Origin of the sequence: Mycolicibacterium mageritense, assembly GCF_010727475.1 — a bacterium.
GTDB classification, from domain to species: domain Bacteria; phylum Actinomycetota; class Actinomycetes; order Mycobacteriales; family Mycobacteriaceae; genus Mycobacterium; species Mycobacterium mageritense.
The window spans coordinates 2844826-2866151 of the sequence record NZ_AP022567.1; the positions used below are offsets into that span (position 1 = coordinate 2844826).

21 protein-coding genes are annotated in these 21326 nt (G+C 68.2%); 7 read left to right on the forward strand and 14 right to left on the reverse strand.

All coding sequences use genetic code 11. The features are described 5' to 3' along the window. The first annotated feature begins 23 nt into the window (after positions 1–23). The gene (locus G6N67_RS13435) at positions 24–923 is read left to right on the forward strand and encodes a DMT family transporter (RefSeq protein WP_036430933.1); all 900 of its coding nucleotides are present in this window, start codon (positions 24–26) and stop codon (positions 921–923) included. Here G6N67_RS13435 and G6N67_RS13440 read toward each other — a convergent pair. From G6N67_RS13440 to G6N67_RS13455, 4 genes are all read right to left on the reverse strand, one after another. Beyond that, positions 913–2064 carry an MCE family protein gene (locus G6N67_RS13440; protein ID WP_110798494.1) on the reverse strand — a complete coding sequence of 384 codons (1152 nt, stop codon included), beginning with the start codon at positions 2062–2064 and terminating at the stop codon, positions 913–915. The two genes, G6N67_RS13435 and G6N67_RS13440, sit on opposite strands and share 11 nt — an antisense overlap. A 228-nt stretch (positions 2065–2292) precedes the next feature. After that, positions 2293–4452 (reverse strand): elongation factor G-like protein EF-G2, encoded by a 2160-nt coding sequence (locus tag G6N67_RS13445; protein ID WP_036435093.1) that lies wholly within the window; start codon positions 4450–4452, stop codon positions 2293–2295. A gap of 98 nt (positions 4453–4550) precedes the next feature. Then, positions 4551–4970: a TIGR03668 family PPOX class F420-dependent oxidoreductase gene (locus G6N67_RS13450; RefSeq protein ID WP_036430936.1), complete on the reverse strand. Its 420-nt coding sequence runs from the start codon at positions 4968–4970 to the stop codon at positions 4551–4553. Positions 4971–4975: 5 nt separating this feature from the next. Beyond that, complete coding sequence (locus tag G6N67_RS13455) at positions 4976–5452, reverse strand: hypothetical protein (RefSeq protein WP_073906187.1); 477 nt, start codon at positions 5450–5452, stop codon at positions 4976–4978. Positions 5453–5686: 234 nt separating this feature from the next. On the opposite strand from G6N67_RS13455, the gene G6N67_RS13460 reads away from it, so the two are divergent. The 4 genes from G6N67_RS13460 to G6N67_RS13475 are packed head-to-tail and all read left to right on the forward strand — an operon-like array spanning position 5687 to position 9577. Next, a complete protein-coding gene (locus G6N67_RS13460; protein WP_036430939.1) occupies positions 5687–6838 on the forward strand; it encodes an ABC transporter substrate-binding protein in 1152 nt (383 codons plus the stop codon). Positions 6839–6846: 8 nt separating this feature from the next. Beyond that, on the forward strand, positions 6847–7707 hold the full coding sequence (locus G6N67_RS13465; RefSeq protein WP_036435098.1) for an ABC transporter permease: 861 nt from the start codon (positions 6847–6849) through the stop codon (positions 7705–7707). Then, positions 7704–8504: an ABC transporter permease gene (locus G6N67_RS13470; protein WP_036430941.1), complete on the forward strand. Its 801-nt coding sequence runs from the start codon at positions 7704–7706 to the stop codon at positions 8502–8504. The genes G6N67_RS13465 and G6N67_RS13470 overlap by 4 nt, the downstream gene beginning before the upstream one ends. A 26-nt stretch (positions 8505–8530) precedes the next feature. Next, the gene (locus tag G6N67_RS13475; protein WP_036430944.1) at positions 8531–9577 is read left to right on the forward strand and encodes an ABC transporter ATP-binding protein; all 1047 of its coding nucleotides are present in this window, start codon (positions 8531–8533) and stop codon (positions 9575–9577) included. Positions 9578–9607: 30 nt separating this feature from the next. Here the strand turns inward: G6N67_RS13475 and pyrE are convergent, their stop codons facing one another. Genes pyrE through G6N67_RS13490 form a run of 3 tightly spaced genes read right to left on the reverse strand, consistent with a single transcriptional unit; the run spans position 9608 to position 11418 of the window. Continuing rightward, positions 9608–10171, reverse strand: coding sequence for an orotate phosphoribosyltransferase (gene pyrE / locus G6N67_RS13480; protein ID WP_036430947.1), 564 nt, complete (start codon positions 10169–10171; stop codon positions 9608–9610). A gap of 32 nt (positions 10172–10203) precedes the next feature. Continuing rightward, the gene (locus G6N67_RS13485; RefSeq protein ID WP_036430950.1) at positions 10204–10998 is read right to left on the reverse strand and encodes a HugZ family pyridoxamine 5'-phosphate oxidase; all 795 of its coding nucleotides are present in this window, start codon (positions 10996–10998) and stop codon (positions 10204–10206) included. A 30-nt stretch (positions 10999–11028) separates the two neighbouring features. Next, a complete protein-coding gene (locus tag G6N67_RS13490) occupies positions 11029–11418 on the reverse strand; it encodes a hypothetical protein (RefSeq protein ID WP_036435101.1) in 390 nt (129 codons plus the stop codon). A gap of 291 nt (positions 11419–11709) precedes the next feature. Between G6N67_RS13490 and G6N67_RS13495 the strand changes: the two genes are divergently transcribed. Continuing rightward, entirely contained in the window at positions 11710–13002 is a 1293-nt protein-coding gene (locus tag G6N67_RS13495) for a maltokinase N-terminal cap-like domain-containing protein (protein ID WP_036435104.1), read from the forward strand. A gap of 70 nt (positions 13003–13072) precedes the next feature. Here the strand turns inward: G6N67_RS13495 and G6N67_RS13500 are convergent, their stop codons facing one another. The 6 genes from G6N67_RS13500 to glgX all read right to left on the reverse strand — a co-directional run bounded on the left by G6N67_RS13500 (position 13073) and on the right by glgX (position 19867). Then, complete coding sequence (locus G6N67_RS13500) at positions 13073–14173, reverse strand: acyl-CoA dehydrogenase family protein (RefSeq protein ID WP_036430951.1); 1101 nt, start codon at positions 14171–14173, stop codon at positions 13073–13075. Between the two features lie 8 nt (positions 14174–14181). Then, the gene (locus tag G6N67_RS13505) at positions 14182–15342 is read right to left on the reverse strand and encodes an acyl-CoA dehydrogenase family protein (RefSeq protein WP_036430955.1); all 1161 of its coding nucleotides are present in this window, start codon (positions 15340–15342) and stop codon (positions 14182–14184) included. Between the two features lie 59 nt (positions 15343–15401). Further along, on the reverse strand, positions 15402–16214 hold the full coding sequence (locus G6N67_RS13510) for an ABC transporter permease (RefSeq protein ID WP_110798381.1): 813 nt from the start codon (positions 16212–16214) through the stop codon (positions 15402–15404). Further along, complete coding sequence (locus G6N67_RS13515) at positions 16204–17019, reverse strand: ATP-binding cassette domain-containing protein (RefSeq protein ID WP_036430958.1); 816 nt, start codon at positions 17017–17019, stop codon at positions 16204–16206. The genes G6N67_RS13510 and G6N67_RS13515 overlap by 11 nt, the downstream gene beginning before the upstream one ends. After that, positions 17016–17477 carry a MarR family winged helix-turn-helix transcriptional regulator gene (locus tag G6N67_RS13520; protein ID WP_110798382.1) on the reverse strand — a complete coding sequence of 154 codons (462 nt, stop codon included), beginning with the start codon at positions 17475–17477 and terminating at the stop codon, positions 17016–17018. Before G6N67_RS13520 ends, G6N67_RS13515 begins: the two co-directional genes overlap by 4 nt. Before the next feature lie 272 nt (positions 17478–17749). Next, a complete protein-coding gene (gene glgX / locus G6N67_RS13525) occupies positions 17750–19867 on the reverse strand; it encodes a glycogen debranching protein GlgX (protein ID WP_036435111.1) in 2118 nt (705 codons plus the stop codon). An 89-nt stretch (positions 19868–19956) separates the two neighbouring features. Between glgX and G6N67_RS13530 the strand changes: the two genes are divergently transcribed. Continuing rightward, on the forward strand, positions 19957–20802 hold the full coding sequence (locus G6N67_RS13530; protein ID WP_081812476.1) for an enoyl-CoA hydratase/isomerase family protein: 846 nt from the start codon (positions 19957–19959) through the stop codon (positions 20800–20802). On the opposite strand, the gene G6N67_RS13535 is transcribed toward G6N67_RS13530, so the two are convergent. After that, complete coding sequence (locus tag G6N67_RS13535; RefSeq protein ID WP_036430961.1) at positions 20773–21324, reverse strand: isochorismatase family protein; 552 nt, start codon at positions 21322–21324, stop codon at positions 20773–20775. The genes G6N67_RS13530 and G6N67_RS13535 overlap by 30 nt on opposite strands. Between the last annotated feature and the right edge of the window lie 2 nt (positions 21325–21326).

The window sequence follows — 21326 nt, forward strand, 5'->3', positions numbered from 1 at the left end:
GGCCCGAAAGGGGTTGACGAGGCTTGCTCGGCAACGGTCTTGCGGTGCTGTTCGCCCTGTGCGCAGCGATCTTCGCGGCGATCGGCATCGTGGTCCGCCAGCGCGCGACCATGGACGTCCCGGCGGAGAAGGGTGTCAGCACCGTCATGCTGCGCACGTTGCTGCGCAGGCGGCTGTGGTGGCTGGGCACCGCGTCGGCCGTCGCGGGATACGGGTTCCAGGCGGTCGCGCTGGCGTTCGGATCCCTACTTCTCGTCCAGCCCGTACTGGTGTCCGCGCTGCTGTTCGCCCTGCCGCTCAGCGCCCACCTGGCGCACCGGCGGGTGAGCCGAGCCGAATGGCTGTGGGCGTTGCTGCTGACGACCGCGCTCACGGTGTTCGTGGTGCTCGCGCGGGCCAGCACAGGCTCCTACCAGGTTTCGGTGGTCACCACGGTGACCGTTGCGGTCGTGTGTGCGATCGCCGTGGGCCTTTGCGTGCTGGCCGCCACGCGCAGCGCGAACTGGCGCCGGGCGGTGCTGCTGGCGCTCGCGGTCGGCGTGATGTTCGGTGTCGTCGCGGTGCTGACCAAGATCGTCATGCACACGGTCACCGAGGGCACGCTGTACCAGACGCTCACCACGCCCGCGCTGTACCTGGTGATCCTGCTCGGTGTGGTGGCGACGCTCTTGCAGCAGTCCGCGTTCCATGCCGGATCACTGCAGACCTCGGTGCCCACGATGCTGGTGCTCGAACCGGTGGTCGCGGTGGTGCTGGGTTCGATCGTGCTGGGCGAACACCTCGCGATCACCGGCTGGGAACCGATCGCACTGACCCTGGCCATCGGCGCGATGATCGCGGCCACCGTCGCACTGGGCCGAGACGAAGGCGCATACGAAGAGCGGCTCGAAGCCGAGATGGCCGGCCGGACGACTACGGGTTGATGGTGTTCTCGCCGACCTGGCGGCCCCAGACGTATTCGGCCATCAGCGGCTGCCCCAGCTCGAGGTGGTTGTAGGGCGCGATCGACGCACCGGTGTCGAAAACCAGGTACGGCGCGGGCCACAGATCCCGGGTGATGGGCTGCCAGCAGCCGGGCCTGCCCTCGGGACCGCCGCTCGCGTTCACGCGCGGCAGGTTGTCGGGGTACTTCCAGGCATTCGGGGCGCCGACCAGGAAGTCGTGCAGCAGGAACGAGTAGCCGTTGCGGGTCTGCTGGGCGAACGCCGGTGCGGCGTCGTGGTAGTTGCGGATCATGCAGAACAACGACGGGCTGTTGCGGTCGAGCATCGCGCCGACCGGCAGCAGATCCTGCGCGCCCCGCACCAGGTACGGCCCGCCGCGCTCGAAGATGTCGCCGCCGGTGTTGCCGAACCCGACCGCGGCCATCAGGGCCTGGTCGAGGTTGCCGCGCTGATCGTTGAGCGTGCGAGCGGTGGTGACCGCGTTGGTCAGCCCGTCCCACAGATCGGGCGACGCGTCGGCGTAGACCTCGCTGAGATCGGCCAGACCCGAGATGTCGCGGCGGATCTGGGGCATCCGCGGGTTGAGGTCGGCCAGGATCGTGTTGCCGTTGACCACCGACTGACCGAATCTGTCGCCCAGCCCGTCGAGCGCCTGGGCCGCGGCGGTCAGCGTTTCGTTGAGCTTGATCGGATCGACCTGCTGTGAGATCGCGGTGATGGTCTCGAACAAGGTGTTGAATTCGGTGGTCACCCCGGTGGCCTGCAGTTCGGCGCCCGGCGCCAGCCTGGCAGGCAAAGGATTTTCCGGCGCGATGAACGAGATGTATTTGTTGCCGAACACCGTGGTGGCCCGCAACTGAACATCCACATTCGCCGGAATCAACCGCAAATATTTCGGATCGACATTCAGCGTCAGCGCGGCTTGCGGTTCGCCGCCGCGCTCTTGTACCGCGATGGATTGCAATCGGCCGATCGGGACACCGTTGTAGGTCACCTTCGAACCCGGGTCCATCGACAGGCCCGCGCGCCCGGACATGACCGTCAGCTGCGCCTTCGGCTCGAAGTAGCCGCGGAATTGCATCCAGGTCAGGGCGAAGATCATCGCGATGACGGTGGCCATGACGAAAAAGGCGGTCTTGAGCGGCGGGTCATACCGCCAGTGCCGGTACCGCTGTTCGAAGCGATCCCGCAGTCCCGACCCGGGTGTGGCCACGCAAGCCCTCCGATTATTGACGCAGCCAGAAGTTAAGCTCATCAAACTTTCTCAAACAACATGAAGTCTGCGCAACTAATTCGGGTCGAATGCGGCGAAAGTCAAGTCACCGGCATCGGGAGATGGACGTCACAATCAGACGGCACTGCGCATGCGGGCCGCGGCGGATTCCGGCATGGGCTCGTAGCGGCAGAACGATCTGCTGAACGAGCCCGCCCCGTGCGACAGCGAGCGCAGGTCGATCGCGTACCGCGTGAGTTCCACCTCGGGGATCTCGGCTTTGACCGCGGTGCGGTCATCACCGGCCTGGTCGGTGCCGAGCACGCGGCCGCGACGGCTGGACAGATCACTCATGATCGGGCCGACCAGGTCGTCGGGCACGATGACGGTCACCTCGTCGACCGGCTCGAGCAGGTTGATCCGGGTCGCGGCGGCGGCCTCGCGCAACGCGAGCCCACCGGCCATCTGGAACGCGTAGTCCGACGAGTCGACGCTGTGCGCCTTGCCGTCGAACAGCGTGACCCGGATGTCGACGACCGGATAGCCGGACTCGCCGGTGAGGCCCTTCTCCATCTGGGCCCGCACCCCCTTCTCGACGCTCGGGATGAACTGGCGCGGTACCGCGCCACCGACCACCTTGTCGACGAACTCGAATCCCGAACCCTGGGGCAGCGGTTCCACCTCGATGTCGCACACCGCGTACTGCCCGTGTCCACCGGACTGCTTGACGTGCCGCCCGTGCCCCTTGGCCTTGCCGCCGAACGTCTCCCGCAACGGCACCCGCAGTTCGACGGTGTCGACCGAAACGCCGTAGCGTCGTGCCAGCGCGTCGAGCACGACACCGGCGTGCGCCTCACCCATGCACCACAGCACGATCTGGTGGGTCTCACGGTTCTGCTCGATGCGCAGCGTCGGATCCTCGGCGGCCAGCCGGCCCAACCCGACCGCGAGCTTGTCCTCGTCGGTCTTGGCGTGCGGCGCCACCGCGATGGGCAGCAACGGGTCGGGCATGGTCCAGGGCCGCAGCACCAGTGGATCGGCCTTGTCGCTCAACGTGTCCCCGGTCTCGGCGCGGCTGAGCCTGCCGATCGCGCAGATGTCGCCCGCCACCACGGCAGGCGCGGGGCGTTGCTGCTTGCCGAGCGGGAACGACAGCGCGCCGATGCGCTCGTCCTCGTCGTGATCGACGTGGCTGTTGCCCGCGGCGCCTGGGGAATTCGGGTCCGAGTCGGTGAAGGCAGAAAAATGGCCCGACACATGCACGGTGGCGTCGGGCCTGATGGTGCCCGAGAACACCCGGGCCAGGCTCACCCTGCCGACGTAGGGGTCCGACGTCGTCTTCACCACCTCGGCCAGCAGCGGTCCGTCCGGGTCGCATGCCAGTGCGGGCCGCGGTGCGCCCTGCGGCGTGAACACCTCCGGCAGCCGGTGTTCGGGTGGTGACGGGAACCCGCGCGTGGCGACCTCGAGGAGTTCCAGGGTGCCGATGCCGCTGCCGCTGCACACGGGGATCACCGGGAAGAACGAACCCCGCGCCACGGCCTTCTCCAGATCGCCGATGAGCACGGACTGGTCGATCTCCTCACCGCCCAGATAGCGTTCCATGAGCGACTCGTCCTCGGACTCTTCGATGATTCCCTCGATCAGCGATCCGCGGAGCTCGTCGATCTGGTCGGCATAGGAGTCGGCGGGCTCGCGCGACGTGTGCTTGCCGTCGGCGTATTCGTAATGAGTCCGCGTGAGCAGACCGATCACCCCGTCCCCCGCGGGGAAGTACAGCGGCAGCACCTTGTCCCCGAACGCGTTCTGGGCACCGGTCAGCGTGTTCTGGTAGTTGGCCCTGGCGTGGTCGAGTTTGGTGATCACGACGGCGCGCGGCATGCCCACCTCGTCGCATTCCTGCCACAGCGCCTTGGTCGGTTCGTCGACGTCCTCGTTGGCGGCGATCACGAACAGCGCGCAGTCCGCGGCGCGCAACCCGGCCCGGAGTTCCCCGACGAAGTCGGCGTACCCGGGAGTGTCGATGAGGTTCACCTTGATCCCGTTGTGCTGCAAAGGCGCCAGCGCGAGACCCACGGAACGCTGCTGTGAGATCTCCGCGTCGTCGAAGTCGCACACCGTCGAGCCGTCGACGACGGAACCGGCACGGTTCAGCACCCCGGCTGCGACCAGCAGGGCATCGACCAGGGTCGTCTTGCCTGCGCCGGACGGACCGACCAGAACCACGTTGCGAATGGCCGACGGGTCGTCCGCGGTGGGGACCGGTCCGTGCGAAGAGTTGTTCTTGTCCGCCATGGCGTTGCCTCCTGCGGTCCCCGGGTCGCCGCGCTGCGGCCCGCCGGACCTGCCCTCCACCATTCCCCGATGTGACCTGCAACACAAGTCCCGGGCGCTCAGGCCTCCCAGGACGACCAGCGCGTCACGGCCACCGTGACCACCGGACCGTCTAGCGCAATACGTTGGTATTGAGGGTATTTCGCACGCAGCAAGCCGTATCCGGTGGCCATCTGCTCGCCGCTGTAGTGCACGGTGGCCAGGCCATCGGCCCGGACCCACCACAGTTGGGTCCAGTCGTCGGCGTAATGGTCTGCCAGCAGGCTGACCCGAGCATCGCCCTCGATGTTGGCCAGCCGGCGCAACCGGTGTGTCGACTTCCGCTTCGCGTCGACCGCGGTGTACACGGTGTCGCCGTCGGCCGCACAGCGGACCGCGAACACCACGGGCACCAGATGCGGCGCGCCGTCGGCCCCCAGCGTCGCCAGCACCGCCGTGGGTGCCTGGCCGAATCTGGTTGCGGCGTCGACGTCGGCCACGGGACTCAGTTCCTCGGATGCCTCGGTTGCGGCGCGACGCTGATCGGTGAGCGCGTTACGGGCGTGCGGGTCACGCCGATCTCGGGCTTCTTGGTGGGCCGCTGTTGCTGCGGCGGCCGATACACCGGGCTGCGGGGCGCCTCCTGGGCGGGCGGCGGCGGTGGCGGGGGAGGCGGCGCCGCGGGTACCCCGACCCGCAGCGAAGGTGACGGGACGACCGTGCTCGAGGGTTCCGGTGTGGGGGCCGGTGGCGCGTCGTCGGTGGTGTCGCGCAACAGCAGCAGCACGGCCGACACCACGATCGCGGCCGCGGCCAAACCCGCTGCGACGAGCGCGATCACCGCACGGCGGGTGCGGTACCAGGGCGTCGGCGCCGGTTTGAAGACCCACGTGCTCGGCTCGAACGCGTCGAAACCGTCCGGGTCTGGGCCGGGTTCCTCCCACAGGTAGTCGAAGCTTCCCGGGGCTTCGCGTTCGGACACCTCCTGATGCTATCGGCACGACCTGGGGAGATGTGCGGTCAATGACGTTCCTGCCGATCGGATCGCGTTCTGGCCCCCGGTCGCGAAAGGTCACGATAGGGTGCCAGCAGTCCCGGTCGGTCGCACCTGACGTGCGATTGGGGGAGCCTGTTCACCCTGGCGACCGGCGCGTGATCGGCCACGGTTACCTCGGCGCCACTACGGCGCCTCCTGACCATCGGAAGGTTTAGGCCTATGACCATCTCCCGGAACACCTCACGCATCTTCACCCACGCGACTGCGGTCGCCGCCGCGGCCATGCTCGCCGTGGGACTTGCGGCCTGCGCGCCGCCGGAGAAGAAGTCCCAGGGCGGTGAGACCGATTCCGGGGTCAAGGTGGCAGAGGCGAAGTCGGCCGCGGACTTCGGCGGCATGGACAAGCTCGTCGAAGCGGCCAAGGCCGAAGGGCAACTCAACGTCATTGCCCTGCCGCCCGATTGGGCGAACTACGGCGCGATCATCAAGGCGTTCGAAGAGAAATACGACATCAAGGTCAACTCCGCGCAGCCCGACGCCGCGAGCCAGGACGAGATCAACGCCGCCAACCAGCAGAAGGGCAAGAGCACCGCGCCGGACGTGTTCGACCTCGGACAGTCTGTGGCACTGGCGAATACCGCGATGTTCGCGCCCTACAAGGTCGCGACGTGGGACGACATCCCGTCGGCCTACCAGGATCCCGACGGCAAGTGGGTCAACGACTACGGCGGATACATGTCGATCGGTTTCGACTCGGCCAAGGTGCCGCCGGTCACCGGCGTCGCCGATCTGCTGAAGCCCGAATACCGGGGCAAGGTCGCGCTCAACGGGGATCCGACCCAGGCCGGCGCGGCGTTCTCCGGCGTGCTCATGGTGGCACTGGCGCAGGGCGGATCCGCCGACGACATCGCTCCCGGCGTCGAATTCTTCGCCAAGCTCAAGCAAGCGGGCAATTTCCTGCCCGTCGACCCGACCCCGGCGACCATCGAGTCCGGCCAGACCCCGGTGGTCATCGACTGGAACTACACCAACGCCTCGGAGACCAAGAAGCTGCCGAGCTGGCAGGTGCTGGTGCCGCAGGACGCCGCAGTCGCCGGTTACTACTACCAGGCGATCAACAAGGACGCGCCGCATCCCGCGGCCGCGCGGCTGTGGCAGGAGTTCCTGTTCAGCGACGAAGGCCAGAACCTCTACGGGGCCGGAGGCGTTCGTCCCGTCCGCGCCGACAACATGGCGGCCGCAGGCAAGCTCGACAAGGCCGTGGCCGACTCCATGCCGATCGCGCACGGTCCGGTCACAGTCCCCAGCCCGAAGCAGACCGAGGCGGCCACCAAGTATCTGGCGGACAATTGGGCGAAGGCGATCGGCTGAGCCGGTCGATGCCGGGTCATTCTGTCGCGCGGCGGGTCCGGGATGCCCTGCCGCTGCTGCCGTTTGTCGCGGTGGTCACGGTGTTCCTGATCGTGCCGACCGTGACGGTGATCGTGATGGCGTTCTTCGCCGACGGCTCGTTCTCCCTTGCGCGCATCGCCGCATTGTTCTCGGGTACCGCGTTGTCGGCACTGGGCAAGAGCGTGGTGCTCTCGGCGAGCACCGCGGTGCTCGGGGCGGTTTTCGGCGCGGCGCTGTCCTGGTTGATCGTGAGCAGCCCGCCGTCGTCGATGCTGCGCCGGTCGGTGCTCGCGCTGTGCAGCGTGCTGGCCCAGTTCGGCGGCGTGGCATTGGCATTCGCGTTCCTCGCGACCGTCGGCCTCAACGGCGTGCTGACGCTGTGGGTGCAGGAGCACCTCGGGTGGAACCTGGCCGGTTCGGGCTGGCTGTATGGCCTGCCCGGCCTGATCCTGGTGTACACCTACTTTCAGATCCCGCTCATGGTGATCGTGTTCATCCCCGCGCTGGAGGGCCTGCGCGAGCAGTGGCGCGAGGCCGCGATGAGCCTCGGCGCGTCGCGGTGGCAGTACCTGCGCGAGGTCGCGGTGCCGCTCTTGACCCCGGCGTTCCTCGGCTCGATGCTGCTGTTGTTCGCCAACGCCTTCGCCGCGTACGCGACCGCTGCGGCCCTGGTCAGCCAGGGCAGTCCGATTGTGCCACTGCTGATCCGGGCCGCCCTGACCAGTGAGGTGGTGCTCGGCCAGTCCGGGTTCGCCTACGCGCTGGCGCTGGAGATGATCGTGGTGGTGGCCGTGGTGATGTTCGCCTACAACGCGTTGGTGCGGCGCACCGCGAGGTGGCTCAGATGAGACGCGCGGTGCGGGCCGGGCTGTGGGTGGTGTTCGGCCTGTTCTTCCTGTTCCCGCTGTACGCCATGGCCGACTTCTCCACGCGCAACCTGATTTCGGGCGGCCGCACCTCGGCGGCGTGGCGCAACCTGGTGGCCGACGACGCGCTGTACCAGGCCATCGTGATCTCGCTGCTGCTCGCGGTGTTCACGGTGCTCGCCATGCTGGTGCTGCTGGTGCCCACCATGATCTGGGTGCGGCTGCGGGCTCCGTGGGCGCGGCGAGCCGTCGAGTTCCTGTGTCTGCTGCCGTTGACCATCCCCGCGCTCGTCATCGTGGTGGGCCTCAAGAACGTGTATCTGTGGGTCACCTACTTTCTCGGCGAGTCGGCACTGACCCTGACGTTCGTCTACGTCGTGCTGGTGCTGCCGTTCGCCTACCGCGCGATCGACGCGGCGCTCGCGGCCATCGACCTGACGACCCTCGCTGAGGCGGCCCGGTCGCTCGGCGCGGGCTGGTTCACCACGATCACGCGGGTCGTGGTGCCCAACATCTGGTCCGGAATCCTGTCCGCGGCTTTCATATCCATCGCGGTCGTGCTCGGTGAGTACACCATCGCGTCGCTGAGTGGCTTCGAAACCCTGCAGGTGCAGATCGTGTTGATCGGCAAGAGCGACGGTCCGACATCGGTGGCGGCGTCACTGGCCACTCTGCTGTTCGGGTTCGTGCTGTTGTTGATCCTGGCGTTCGTCACGCGCGGTCGCCGCGGACGTGAAGGGCAGCGGGGCATGCGCGGAAGAGTGGGAGATCCGGCGTGAGTGTCGCTGCGCACGTGAGGAGCAATATGTCTGCAGAGCATGGTGTCGCTGTCGAACTTCGCGACCTCACGCGCACTTACGGCAACGTCAAGGCGCTCGACGGGTTGAACCTGCGCATGGAGCCCGGCGAACTGGTGGCCCTGCTGGGGCCGTCCGGCTGCGGCAAGACCACCGCGTTGCGGATCCTGGCCGGCCTGGACGAGGCCACGGTGGGCACGGTGCTGGTGGGCGGGCAGGACGTCGGCTCGGTACCGGCGAACAAGCGCGGCATGGGCATGGTGTTCCAGGCCTACAGTCTGTTCCCGCACCTGAGCGTGCTCGACAACGTCGCGTTCGGATTGAAGGTCCGCGGAAAAGCCAAGGGCGCCAGGCTGTCTCGTGCCGAGGAGATGCTGGAGCTGGTCGGTTTGGCGGCCCACCGCGACAAGTATGCGAGCGAGTTGTCCGGCGGCCAGCAGCAGCGCGTCGCACTCGCCCGGGCGTTGGCGATCCAGCCCCGGGTTCTGCTCCTCGACGAGCCGTTGTCGGCTCTCGACGCCAAGGTGCGGGTGCAGCTGCGCGACGAGATCCGGCGGGTCCAGCTCGACGTCGGCACCACGACACTGTTCGTCACCCACGATCAGGAAGAGGCTCTCGCGGTTGCCGATCGGGTCGGTGTGATGAGTCAGGGCAAACTCGAGCAACTCGCGGCGCCCGCTGAGTTGTACGCCAATCCCGCGACACCGTTCGTCGCGGAGTTCGTCGGGTTGACCAACAAGGTGCCCGCGCAGGTGTCGGCGGGGCGCGCCCACGTGCTCGGCACGGTCATCCCCGCGCTGGCGGGCTCGATCAGCGGCGGTGAGGGCCTGGCCCTGGTCCGGCCCGAGAACCTGACGCTGACCGCTGCCGCGGACGGCGACGCCGTGGTCAGCGCGGTCGCGTTCCTCGGGCCGATCTCACGGGTCACCGCCGACCTGCCCGACGGCACGGTGGTCAGTGCTCAGGTGCCGAGCGGGCAGGCCCGGATGTTCAGCCCGGGTGCGCCGGTGCGGGTAGGGGTTGAGCCGGTGAGCGTGCTGGTGGTCGCCGGCTGAGCCGGCAATTCAGCACGGCCGGCTGAGCCGTCACACCGCGTGGATCGGTTCGATCCCCAGATCCTGGTAGGTGACCAGCGCGACGAACGGCACGTTGCGCGACGCGAAGAGTTCGGCCGCGACGTCGCCGCGGTCGACCATCGGGATCACGCCGGTGACCACGGCACCGAGTTGCACGACGCGATCGAACGCGATGGCGGTCGACCCGCCCGTGCTGATCACGTCGTCGACCAGCAGCACGCGCGTGCCGGGCTGCAACCGGGTGCCTTCGATCCACTGTTCGCGGCCGCGTTGCTTCTGCTCCTTGCGGACCGAGAACCAGGCCTTGCCGGTCACCATCGCCACACCGTGTGCGAGAGGATCGGCGCCCATGGTCAGGCCGCCGACGGCGTCGAACTCGATGCCGTGCTGCGTGGCCAGGTCGGCCACGGCGCGGCTCACCAGCGACAGCCGCTCGCCGGTGTCGATGGCGTACTTGCCGTCGATGTAGTCGTGGCTGAGCTGGCCGCTGGCCAGCTTGAAAGGCTCTTCCCGGTGCTCATAGCCACGGGTGCGAATGAGGTCGAAGGCCGCTTGCCAGGTGTCCGGGCGCATACCGGCGATCGTATTGCACCCGGGTACCCGGCTCAGAGCTGCCGGGCTCTTTCGGTCAACTCGACTGCCGCCGCGCGCAATTCGACGATCGAGCTGATGGGCGCGGCATAGGCGACCCGCGTGTGCGCCGCGCCGCGGTCCGACGTGATCCGCAGATCCAGGCCGTACCGATCGGCGGCGGTGCATTGCGCCGCGGTGGCGTCGGGATAGCCGCCCAGCGTCCGCGCCATGGCCACCAGGGCATCGGCGTGGTCGGCGTTGAGGTGCGCGATCGCGCCCGCGGCGTGTGGCGAGACCGGATCGGGTTCTGCGGCGAGATACTCCGCGCCCGTCGCGGAGTCCATGCGGCCGTAACCGCCGACCCACCGGACGCGTGCCACCCGCAAGACCCAGACCGAGAAATCGCTGTAGTCGATGTAGTACTTCGCGGCGTGAACCGCCGCGACATGCGCGTCGCGGGCCGCGTCGAGTTCGGCCCCGGTCGGCCGCTCGGCCAGGCCCGCCAACGTGATCCGGCCGCTCGCCAGGGGATCGGGTCCGTTGGCGGCTACCATCGCGATGCTGGCGCGCGGGTCGTTGTCGAGGTTTCGGCCGTGCTCGGCGAGATTCGACACGCACAGTACGGGTGCACCGCCGAGCAGCCCGTAGGTGACGAACGATGCCCACGGATCACCGTCGGCGGTCAGCGTGGCCAGGGTCGCGGTGTTGGTCGACGCCGCGATGGTGCGGGCTTCCTCTGCGGCCGAGGGCCGAACGGCATCGGCGACCGGAGTCAGCGGCGGCGGTACGGAGGGAGCGTCACCTGGGTCACCATGATCGCGCGGCACGTCGGCACCCTACCGCGAGACCGGCGTGTGTCAGCCGCCCAACGCGGCGATGAGATCCTTGATCTGCGCGGTCTCGGCCTCGGTGGCGGGCTCCTCGGCTTCGACGGCCTCGATCAGATCCTGGCGCAGCCCGACCCCGTTGGCCGCTTCCGCGGTGGACAGCTTGGCGCGGCCGCGAGCGACGTAGAGGCGCTGGCCCAGTGTGGCGCCGGGGCCTTCGGCTGCGGTCGTCATCAGCTCGTCGTACTGGCGGCGCACACCGCTGAGCGCGACGATCACCGACGGGGTCACGCGGCTGCGGCTCGCGGCCTCCGACAGCGAGCCCTGCAGCTTGCGCAGACCGCTGAGCACGACCGCCGCGCGTTCGGCGAATTCCGGTTCCGTGACCGGAGGCAGGGAGTCGATGGCGGCGACGTACATGTGCATCGCCGCATCGGACAGACCAACGATTACCGGTGCTTCACCATCATTAGGCGCCGAATCAGCCACAGGCCATCCTCATCGAATTGTTTCTTGGGCGATCTCCCCGGCGACCACCGGAGACAAGATCAAATGCGCAGAAAACGTAACCCGTCCCCGGCTCTTATTCAACCGTTAGTTTTCCCGCAAACCCGCCGGTCACGTCGAAAGATGTTGCTGGGGCCCGGACTTCGCCAGTGCCCTGGCCTGTGCCTCGACATTGGGTAAGTTGGGACGGTAATGGCCGACGTGATGGATCTGCCCTTCACCGACTGGCTGCCGCGACAGCGCTGGTATGCCGGTCGCACCAGGCAGCTCACGGGGGTGGCCCCGCGCGTTGCGGTGCCGCTCGGTGACCAGGACGGGCTGGGATTGGATCTGGTCCTGCTGGAGGCCAACTTTGCGCAGGGGCCGCCCGAGCGGTACCAGGTGATCGTGCGGTGGCGTGATCAGCCGGTCGACGCGTACCCGGCGATCGCCACGATCGGGCCCGCCGGTGGGCGCATCGGTTACGACGCGCTGTACGACGCCGAGGCGGCGCGCCACCTGCTGGAGTTGATCGCGACGACGACGACGCGCGGCGAGACGGTGTTCGCGGCCGAGCCCGGCGTGACGCTGCCGGTGGATGCGCAGCCGCGGGTGTCCGGCGCCGAACAGAGCAACACCAGCGTGATCTTCGGGCGCGCGGCCATGCTCAAGGTCTTCCGCCGGGTCACCGCGGGGATCAATCCGGACATCGAACTCAACCGCGTGCTTGGCCGGGCCGGCAACCGGCACGTGGCCAGGCTGCTGGGTTCGGTCGAAACATCTTGGGACGGTGAGCCGTTCGCGCTGGCCATGGTGAACGAGTTCGCCGCCGACGCCACCGAGGGGTGGGACATGGCCGTCGCCGAGACCCGCGACCTTCGGGCCGACGGCGACTTCTCGGCCGAGGCGCGCCGGCTCGGCGAGGCCGTCGCATCGGTACACGCGGGGCTGTCGCAACAGTTGGGCACCCAGTCGGTGCCGTTCCCGATGGCTGTGCTGTCCGAGCGGTTGGCGGCTGCCGCCGACGCGGTGGACCAACTGCGCCAACATGTTTCGTCCATCGAGGCGCTGTACCGCAGGCTCGCGGGCCAACAGATCACGGTGCAGCGGGTGCACGGCGACCTGCACCTAGGGCAGGTGCTGCGGACGGCTCAGGGCTGGCTCGTGATCGATTTCGAGGGTGAGCCGGGCCAGCCGCTCGACGAACGCCGACGCCCCGACTCACCCGTGCGTGACGTCGCGGGCATGCTGCGGTCGTTCGACTATGCCGCGCACAAGTGGCTCGCGGAGGGCGCCGGCTCCGGGTCGGTGGACGCGGCCAGGGCGTGGGTGCGGCGCGCCGAGGACGCGTTCTGCGCCGGCTACGCCGCGGTGGCGGGTGCCGATCCCCGCGATGCCGCCGATCTGCTTGCGGCCTACGAGTTGGACAAGGCCATCTACGAGGCGGCCTACGAGGCCAGGTACCGGCCCGACTGGCTGCCGATCCCGATGGGCGCGATCAGCCGCCTGCTTTCCTAGCGCGAACAGACGCATCGGTACCCCGATTTGCGGGTTTTGGGGTACCGCCACGTCTGCTCGGCGGGACAAACTAGAGCGTCGCGATCTCGTAACTGCCGATCTGCTCGATCAGCGTGTGCAACTGGTCGGCCGACGATCCGAGCGTGTGCTCGATCGCGGTGAGCCGGGCCGCGTAGTGGCCCACCGGGTACTCCGCGGTGATGCCGATGCCGCCGTGCAGCTGGATGGACTCCTGCGCGATGTGGCGGCCCGAGCGGCCGATCTGCAGCTTGGTGCGCGCGGCGATCACCGGATCGAACTGCCCGTCGGCGATCGACATCGACGCGTAGAGACCCATGCTGCGGGCCAGCTCGAGCGACAGGTACATGTCGGCCGCGCGCTGCGTGAGCGTCTGGAACTTGCTGAGTGTGACCCCGAACTGCTTGCGGGACTTGAGGTAATCGGTCGTCAGCCGTAGCGACTCCTCCATCGCGCCGACCGCTTCTGCGCACAGCCCGGCCGACGTGCGCACCAGGGCGCGGGCGATGGCCTCCGAAGAGTCGGTGGCCGCGCCCAGCGGGTCGGCCGGGGTGGCGTCGAGATCGATCTGCGCGCCCCGCTGACCGTCGAACGTGCGATAGCTCGTCCGGCTGACGGCCTCGGCGTCGACGAGGAACAAACCGGTGCCGCCGTCGGGCAGCGCGGCGCTGACGATCAGCGTGCCTGCGGCGTCACCGGCCAGCACGGGGTTCTTGCGGCCGTGCAGCGCCCACGAATCACCTTGCCGGACAGCCGTGGTGGTGACGGGTTCGGTGCCGCGCACCCCGGGCTCGGCGTGCGCGAAGGCCAGCAGGCGTTGGCCCGCGGCCACCTCGTCGAGCAGGGCGCGCTGTGCCTCGGTGCCGACCTCGGCGATGATCGAGCCCGGTACCAGGGCGCCGTGCAGCACCGGCTCGGGTGCCAATCGGCGTCCGAGCTCGTTGAGCACCACCATGATCTCGAGCTGGCCGCCCGCGTCTTCCTCGAATCCGAGCCCGAGCACACCGATCTCGGCGAGCTGGCCCCACACCTGCGTGCTGTAACCCGGATCGGTTTCGACGACCTTGTTGCGCTTCTCGGTGTCGTAACCCGACAGCACGTCGCGCGTGGTGTCGGCCAGCAGGGTCTGTTCGTCAGTCAGCTGAAAATCCATGGGTCAACTCACAATCCGAGAATGGTGGACGCGATGATGGTGCGCTGCACCTCGTTGCTACCGCCGTAGATCGACGTCTTGCGGTAGTTGAGGTAGTGCGGTGCGGCGTGCTGGGCCCACTCGGGCGACGCGATGGCGTCACCGGCCTCATACGGCAGGGCGTCCGCGCCCGCGACCTCGACCAGCAGTTCGGTGGCGATCTGCTGCAGCTGGCTGCCGCGGAGCTTGAGCACCGACGACGCGGGGCTGGGCTTGCCGTCGGCGGAGTCCGACGTCACGCGCATCTGAGTGAGTTCCAGTGCCAGCACGTCGTTCTCGGCCTCGGCGAGGCGTGCGGCGAACAGCGGGTCGCGGAGCAGACCGTTGGCCGCGGCGCGATCCTTCACCTCGGCGAGCCGGACCTTGGTCCTGGCCACCTGTGCGATGCCGGTGCGTTCGTTGCCCAGCAGGAACTTGGCGTACGTCCAGCCCTGGTTCTCCTCGCCGACAAGCTGATCGGCGGGTACCCGGACGTCCTCGAACCACACCTCGTTGACCTCGAAGCTGCCGTCGACGAGCTTGATCGGGCGCAGTGTGATGCCCGGCGTGTTCATGTCGATCAGCAGGAACGAGATGCCTGCCTGCTTCTTGGGGGCCTGCGGGTCGGTGCGGACCAGGCAGAAGATCCAGTCGGCGTGCTGGCCCAGGGTGGTCCAGGTCTTCTGGCCGTTGACCACGTAGCTGTCGCCGTCGCGGACTGCGGTGGTCCGCAGCGAGGCCAGGTCGGACCCCGCCTCGGGCTCGGAGAAGCCCTGGCACCACCAGATGTCGAGCGCCGCGGTCGGCGGCAGGAAACGTTCCTTGACCTCCTGTGAGCCGAACTCGGCGATCACCGGACCGACCATCCGCGCGTTGAAGGTCAACGGTTCGGGCACACTGGCCAGCTGCATCTCGTCGAGCCAGATCTGGTGCTGGTTGGGCGTCCAGTCCTTGCCGCCCCACTCGACGGGCCAGTTCGGGACGGCCAGGCCGTGCTCGTGCAGGATCTTGTGCGCGGTGACGATGCCTTCTTTGCCGAGCGGCAGACCCAGGCGGTTACGTTCGCGCAGGTCCGCGGGAATCTTCGTGGTGTAGAAGGTGCGGAGTTCGTCGCGGAACGCGGCTTCCTCCGGGGTGAGGGCTAGCTGCATGTCTGCACACTAAACCACCCGGTTGGTCGGGAGCCATCGCGGTGTGGCGTCCGTCGTTGTCAGCGCACGAGCCTGCGCAGCAGTCCCGAGGCCGCCGCGATGCCCAGGACGGCGGCCACCACCAGCACGGCGATGTCCAGCGCCCAGTTGGTCGGCGTGCCGATCAGCAGGCCGCGCAGCACGTTGACCTCGTAGCTGAGTGGGTTGACGGTGGACAGCCAGCGCAGCCAGCCCGGCATGATGTCGACCGGGTACAGCGCGTTGGACGCGAAGAACAGCGGCATGGTGATGGCCTGGCCGATGCCCATGAGCCGGTCGCGTTTGCGTACGAGCCCCGCGAGCGTCATCGACAGGCACGCGAAGAACGCCGAGCCGAGCACCACCACACCCATAGCGGCGAGGATCCGCAGCGGGTTGACCGTCATCGCGATGCCCATGAGATACGCCAGCACCACGACGCCGAGCACCTGCACCACCGAGCGCACACCGGCCGCGAACGCCTTGCCGGTCACCAACGCCGACGCGGGCGCCGGCGTGACCATGAGCTTGGCCAGGATGCCCGCGTCGCGGTCCCAGATGATCTGGATGCCGTAGAAGATCGAGATGAACAGCGCCGACTGCGCGATGATGCCCGGCGCGAGGAACGTCAGGTACGGCACGCCGCCCGTGTCGACCATGTGCAGCCTGCTGAAGGTCTGCCCGAAGATCAGCAGCCACAGCGCGGGCTGCACCAGACGCGTGAACAACTCGGTGCGGTCGTGGCGCAGCTTCTGCAGCTCCACGAGCGAGAACGCCCACACCCGCAGCGCGGTGCCGCGGATGCGGCCCAGGCCACGAGGGGCTCGGATCAGGGCGGGAGCCTCAACTGACACGGCGCGCGGTCCTCCTGCTGGATCGGACTTCCCGGATGCCTTGGCCGCCCGCGTCGGCGTCGAGATCGGATCCGGCGTAGTGCCGGAACACGTCCTCGAGCGTGGCCTCGGCGGACACGGTGGCCTTCAGCTCGGTCGGCGTGCCGATGGCCTGCAGGCGACCGTGGTGCATGAGCGCCACCCGGTCGCACAGCGCGTCGGCCTCGGCCATGTAGTGCGTCGTCAGCAGCACCGTCATGCCGAACTCGGTCTGCATGCGCTGCACCTGGTCCCAGACACTGTCGCGGGCGATCGGGTCGAGGCCGACCGTCGGCTCGTCGAGGATCAGCAACAGCGGCCGGTTGACCAGGGCCTGCGCCAGCTCGAGACGCCGGACCATGCCGCCCGAGTAGGTGCCCGCGGGCGCGTCGGCGACATCGATCAGCTGCATCGCGTCCAGCGCCGTCGTCACCCGTTCGGCGCGCTCGGCGCGCGGTACGTCGTACAGGCGCGCGAACAGTTCGACGTTCTGCCGGCCCGTCAGTGCGGATTCGATCGAAAGCTGTTGCGGCACGTAGCCGAGGTTGTGCCGGATGTCCATGGTGTGCTTGCGGGTGTCCAGGCCGAAGATCCTGACCTCGCCGTGCTGGACCGGGGTCAGCGTCGTGAGCACGCGCACCACGGTCGTCTTGCCCGCACCGTTCGGGCCGAGCAACCCGAGGGTCTCGCCGGGGCGGACCTGCAGGTTGAGCGCGTCGACCGCGGTGAAATGCCCGTATCGGTGGGTCAGGCCGCGGCAGTCGATGGCGGGAAGTTCGTCGGTCATCGCTCTTCGAGGCCCTTCTCGTTCAGCAGCCGGGTCAGCTCCGACAGCACGTCGAGGCCTTTCGCGAGGTCGTCGAGTTGCGCCGGGTCGAGTTGTGCGAGGACCGCCGAGAGTGCGGCGTGGCGGGCCTCGCGCGACGCGTCGGCGATGCGCTGAGCCGGTTCGGTCAGCCGGAGCCTGCCGACCCTGCGGTCCGAGTCGTCGACCGCGCGCACCATCAACCCGTCGGCGACCAGGCGCGACACCAGGGTCGACGCGGTGTTGGGCACGAGGCTGAGCTCGTCGGCGGATTCCCGCACCGAGATGCCCGGCCGCCGGCCCACCAGGCGCAGCAGCTCTGCCTGGGACTGGGTCAGCCCGGCCGCGCTGAAGCCGCCTCCGGTCGACCGCCGAAGCTGCCGACGGAACCGGCCGACGACGCGGAAGACCTCGCTCGTCAGCTCTGGGATGTCCACCACGTCAGAATACCTCTGAAACAGAGGTATCACAGGGCGCGGCACGGTGCCGAGCCCGGTGTGGGAGTTGCTGCGCAGACCAGCGCATGAGGCCGCAGCCGTGGCCGCAGGGTAGTTGCCGCCGCTCTTCGGCTTCTACCTCCGGCCCGCCCGGCCGGCGGCGCCAAGCAGTAGCTCGGCGCCCGCGAGGCGGCCACGGCTGCTACTTCGAGAACGTACCATACTTCCTGGTACGGGCCGGGATATCGAGGCCGTGAGCAACGTCCTTGTGACGGCTAATCCTGGTGTGCCTGCAGCACCAGCACCGCGCGGGCCTCGACGTTGACGCGAGCTCCCGGCGCGAGGGGTTCGTCGTCGGGGTTTGCGGCGGAGCTGACAATCGGCACCCAGGACGTGCCGAACTCCTCCGGTGGCAACGTGAACTCGATTGCCTCGTAGTGCGCGTTGAAGCACAGCAGAAACGAATCGTCGACCACGCGCTGACCGCGGACATCGGTGTCGGGGATGCCCTGCCCGTTGAGGTAGACGGCCACCGATTTGGCGTAGCCGGTCTCCCAGTCCTCGGTGGTCATGTCCGAACCGTCGGGGGCCAGCCACGCGATGTCGGGCAGCGCGGCGGCGCCGGCCTCCCGTACCGGACGCCCGTTGAAGAAACGCCTCCGCCGGAACACCGGATGCGCCGAACGCACCGCCGAAACCGACCTGGCGAACTCCAGCAGGTCGGTGTCGGCGCTCTCCCAGTCGATCCAGGACAATGCGTTGTCCTGGCAGTAGACGTTGTTGTTGCCCTGCTGCGTGCGGCCCAACTCGTCGCCATGCGAGATCATCGGAACACCTTGCGACAGCAGCAGAGTCGTGAGGAAGTTCCGCTGCTGGCGAGCGCGCAACGCGTTGATCGCCGGATCCTCGGTCGGGCCTTCCGCGCCACAGTTCCACGACTTGTTGTTGCTCTCGCCGTCGCGGTTGTCCTCACCGTTGGCGGCATTGTGTTTCTCGTTGTAGGACACCAGGTCTCGCAGCGTGAAGCCGTCGTGCGCGGTGACGAAGTTGATCGACGCGAACGGCCTGCGCCCGGTCTGCTCGTACAAATCGGCCGAACCGGTCAGCCGCGACGCGAACTCGTCGAGCGTGGCCGGCTCGCCACGCCAGTAATCGCGAACGGTGTCGCGATACTTGCCGTTCCACTCGGTCCACAGCGGCGGGAAGTTGCCGACCTGGTAGCCGCCGGGGCCGACGTCCCACGGTTCGGCGATCAGCTTGACCTGGCTCACGATCGGATCCTGTTGCACGAGTTCGAAGAACGCGGACAGCCGGTCCACGTCGTAGAACTCCCGGGCCAGGGTCGCGGCGAGGTCGAAGCGGAAACCGTCGACGTGCATCTCGGTCACCCAGTACCGCAGCGAGTCCATGATCAACTGAAGCGAGTGTGGGTGGCCGACATTGAGGCTGTTGCCGGTGCCCGTGTAATCCATGTAGTAGCGCTTGTCGTCGTCGACCAGCCGGTAGTAGGCGGCGTTGTCGATGCCACGCATCGACAACGTCGGGCCCATGTGGTTGCCCTCGGCCGTGTGGTTGTACACGACGTCGAGGATCACCTCGATGTTCGCCTCGTGCAGGGCGCGGACCATGGCCTTGAACTCCTGCACGTGCCCACCGGGGGTGGGGCTCGAGCTGTACTTCGGGTCGGGCGCAAGGAAGCCGATGGTGTTGTAACCCCAGTAGTTCGACAGCCCTTTGTCGATCAAGCCGGAGTCGTTGACGAAGTGATGCACCGGCATCAGCTCGATCGCGGTGACCCCCAACGACTGCAGGTGCTCGATGATCACGGGGTGCGCGACCGCGGCGTAGGTGCCGCGGATCTGCTCAGGGATGTCGGGATGCGTCTCGGTGAGGCCCTTGACGTGCGCCTCGTAGATGACGGTGTCGGCGTACTCGTGCTTGGGTGGGTGGTCCACGCCCCAGTCGAAGTACGGGTTGATCACCACGGCCTTGGGCATGTTGGCTGCGGAGTCGTCGTCGTTGCGGCTGTCCGGGTCGCCGAAGTTGTAGGAGAACAGCGGCTGGCCCCACGTGAACGAGCCGTTGATGGCCTTGGCGTACGGATCGAGCACGAGCTTGTTCGGGTTGCACCGGTGGCCCGCGGCGGGGTCGTAGGGGCCGTGGACACGGTAGCCGTAGCGCTGGCCCGGCTCGACACTCGGTACGAAACCGTGCCAGACAAACCCGTCGACCTCGGGGAGCGTGAGCCTGGTCTCCACACCGTCCGCGTCGAACAGGCACAACTCGACCCGCTCTGCGACCTCGCTGAACAGCGCGAAGTTGGTGCCCGATCCGTCGTAGGTGGCACCCAGCGGGTAGGCCTTGCCTCGCCAGATCTCGAGTTCGGGTTCCATGTTTTGCTCGGCAGGATTCACAAGCCGACTTTACGGTCCGGCGTGTCGAGGGACCATCGGAACGGTCGTCACATGAGCGGGAGGCCACCTTGTCCACCACCCCTGAACTGCCCGAATACCGAACCCTGCAGGTCGTTCGCGACGGCGCCGTCGCGACCGTCACGCTCAACCGGCCGCGCCGGCGCAACGCCTTCGGTGACGGCATGCGCGATGAGCTGGCCGACGCCTACACGCGCTGCGACCGCGACGACGGCATCCGGGTGATCGTGCTCACCGGGGCGCCGCCCGCGTTCTGTGCGGGTGCCGACCTCGCCGCGGGCGAGGACACGTTCACCACGGCTGGCCCGGAGTTCAGCGCGGCCGGCATCGCGGTGCCCGCCTGGTCGCTGTCCAAGCCCGTGATCGCCGCGGTCAACGGGCACGCGATCGGGCTCGGGTTGACTCTCGCGTTGCAGTGCGACATCCGGCTGTTCGCGGCCGACGCGCGCTACGGCGTCGTGCAGGTGCGTCGCGGCGTGATCGGCGACGCGTACTCGCACTGGGTGCTGCCGCGTCTGGTCGGGATCGCCAATGCCGCTGAAATCCTTTTGACCGGAGCGACTTTCGACGGACATCGGGCCGTCGAGCTGGGCCTGGGCAGCCGCGTGCTGCCCGCAGGCGAGGTGCTGCCCGCGGCATTGGCGCTGGCGCACGACATCGCGACCAACACCGCGCCCATGTCGGTCGCGGCGTCGAAGCGGCTGTTGTGGGATTCGTTCGACCTGGACCGCGCGGCAGTCGGGGCCAGGGAGACCGAGATCCACCGGCGGTTGATGGCCCACGACGACGCGAAGGAGGGCGTGCGGGCCTACGTCGAGAAGCGCGAACCTCGCTGGACCGGCAGCCCGGGCCCATCCTCTGCCGTGCTAACTGACTTGCACTCCCGAGGAACGTAATTCGTCGAGCGCGGCGTCGGTGGACTCAGGCGCGACACCTGCCGTGAGCCCCGTGAGCACGCGCGTGGTGAATCCCGCCTCGACCGCGTCGGCCGCGGTGGCCGCGACGCAGTAGTCGGTTGCGATGCCGACGACGTCCACGGTGTCGACGTCGTGCTGCCGCAGCCAGTCCGCAAGCGTCGTCCCCGCATCGGACGTGCCCTCGAAACCGCTGTACGCCGCCGAATAGTGGCCCTTGCGGAACACGGCCTCGACCGGCGCGGCGTCGAACTCGGGGTGGAACTCCGACCCGGGCGTATCGGCCACGCAGTGCCGCGGCCAGGACACCCGGTAGTCGGGGTGGTCGGAGAAGTGCTCGCCCGGATCGATGTGGAAGTCTTTCGTGGCCACCACGTGGTCGTAGCCGTGCTCACCGGCGAGCAGTTCGGTGATGCCGCGGGCGACGGCCGCGCCGCCGGTCACGGCCAGCGATCCGCCTTCGCAGAAGTCGTTCTGGACGTCGACGACGATGAGTGCCCTCATGT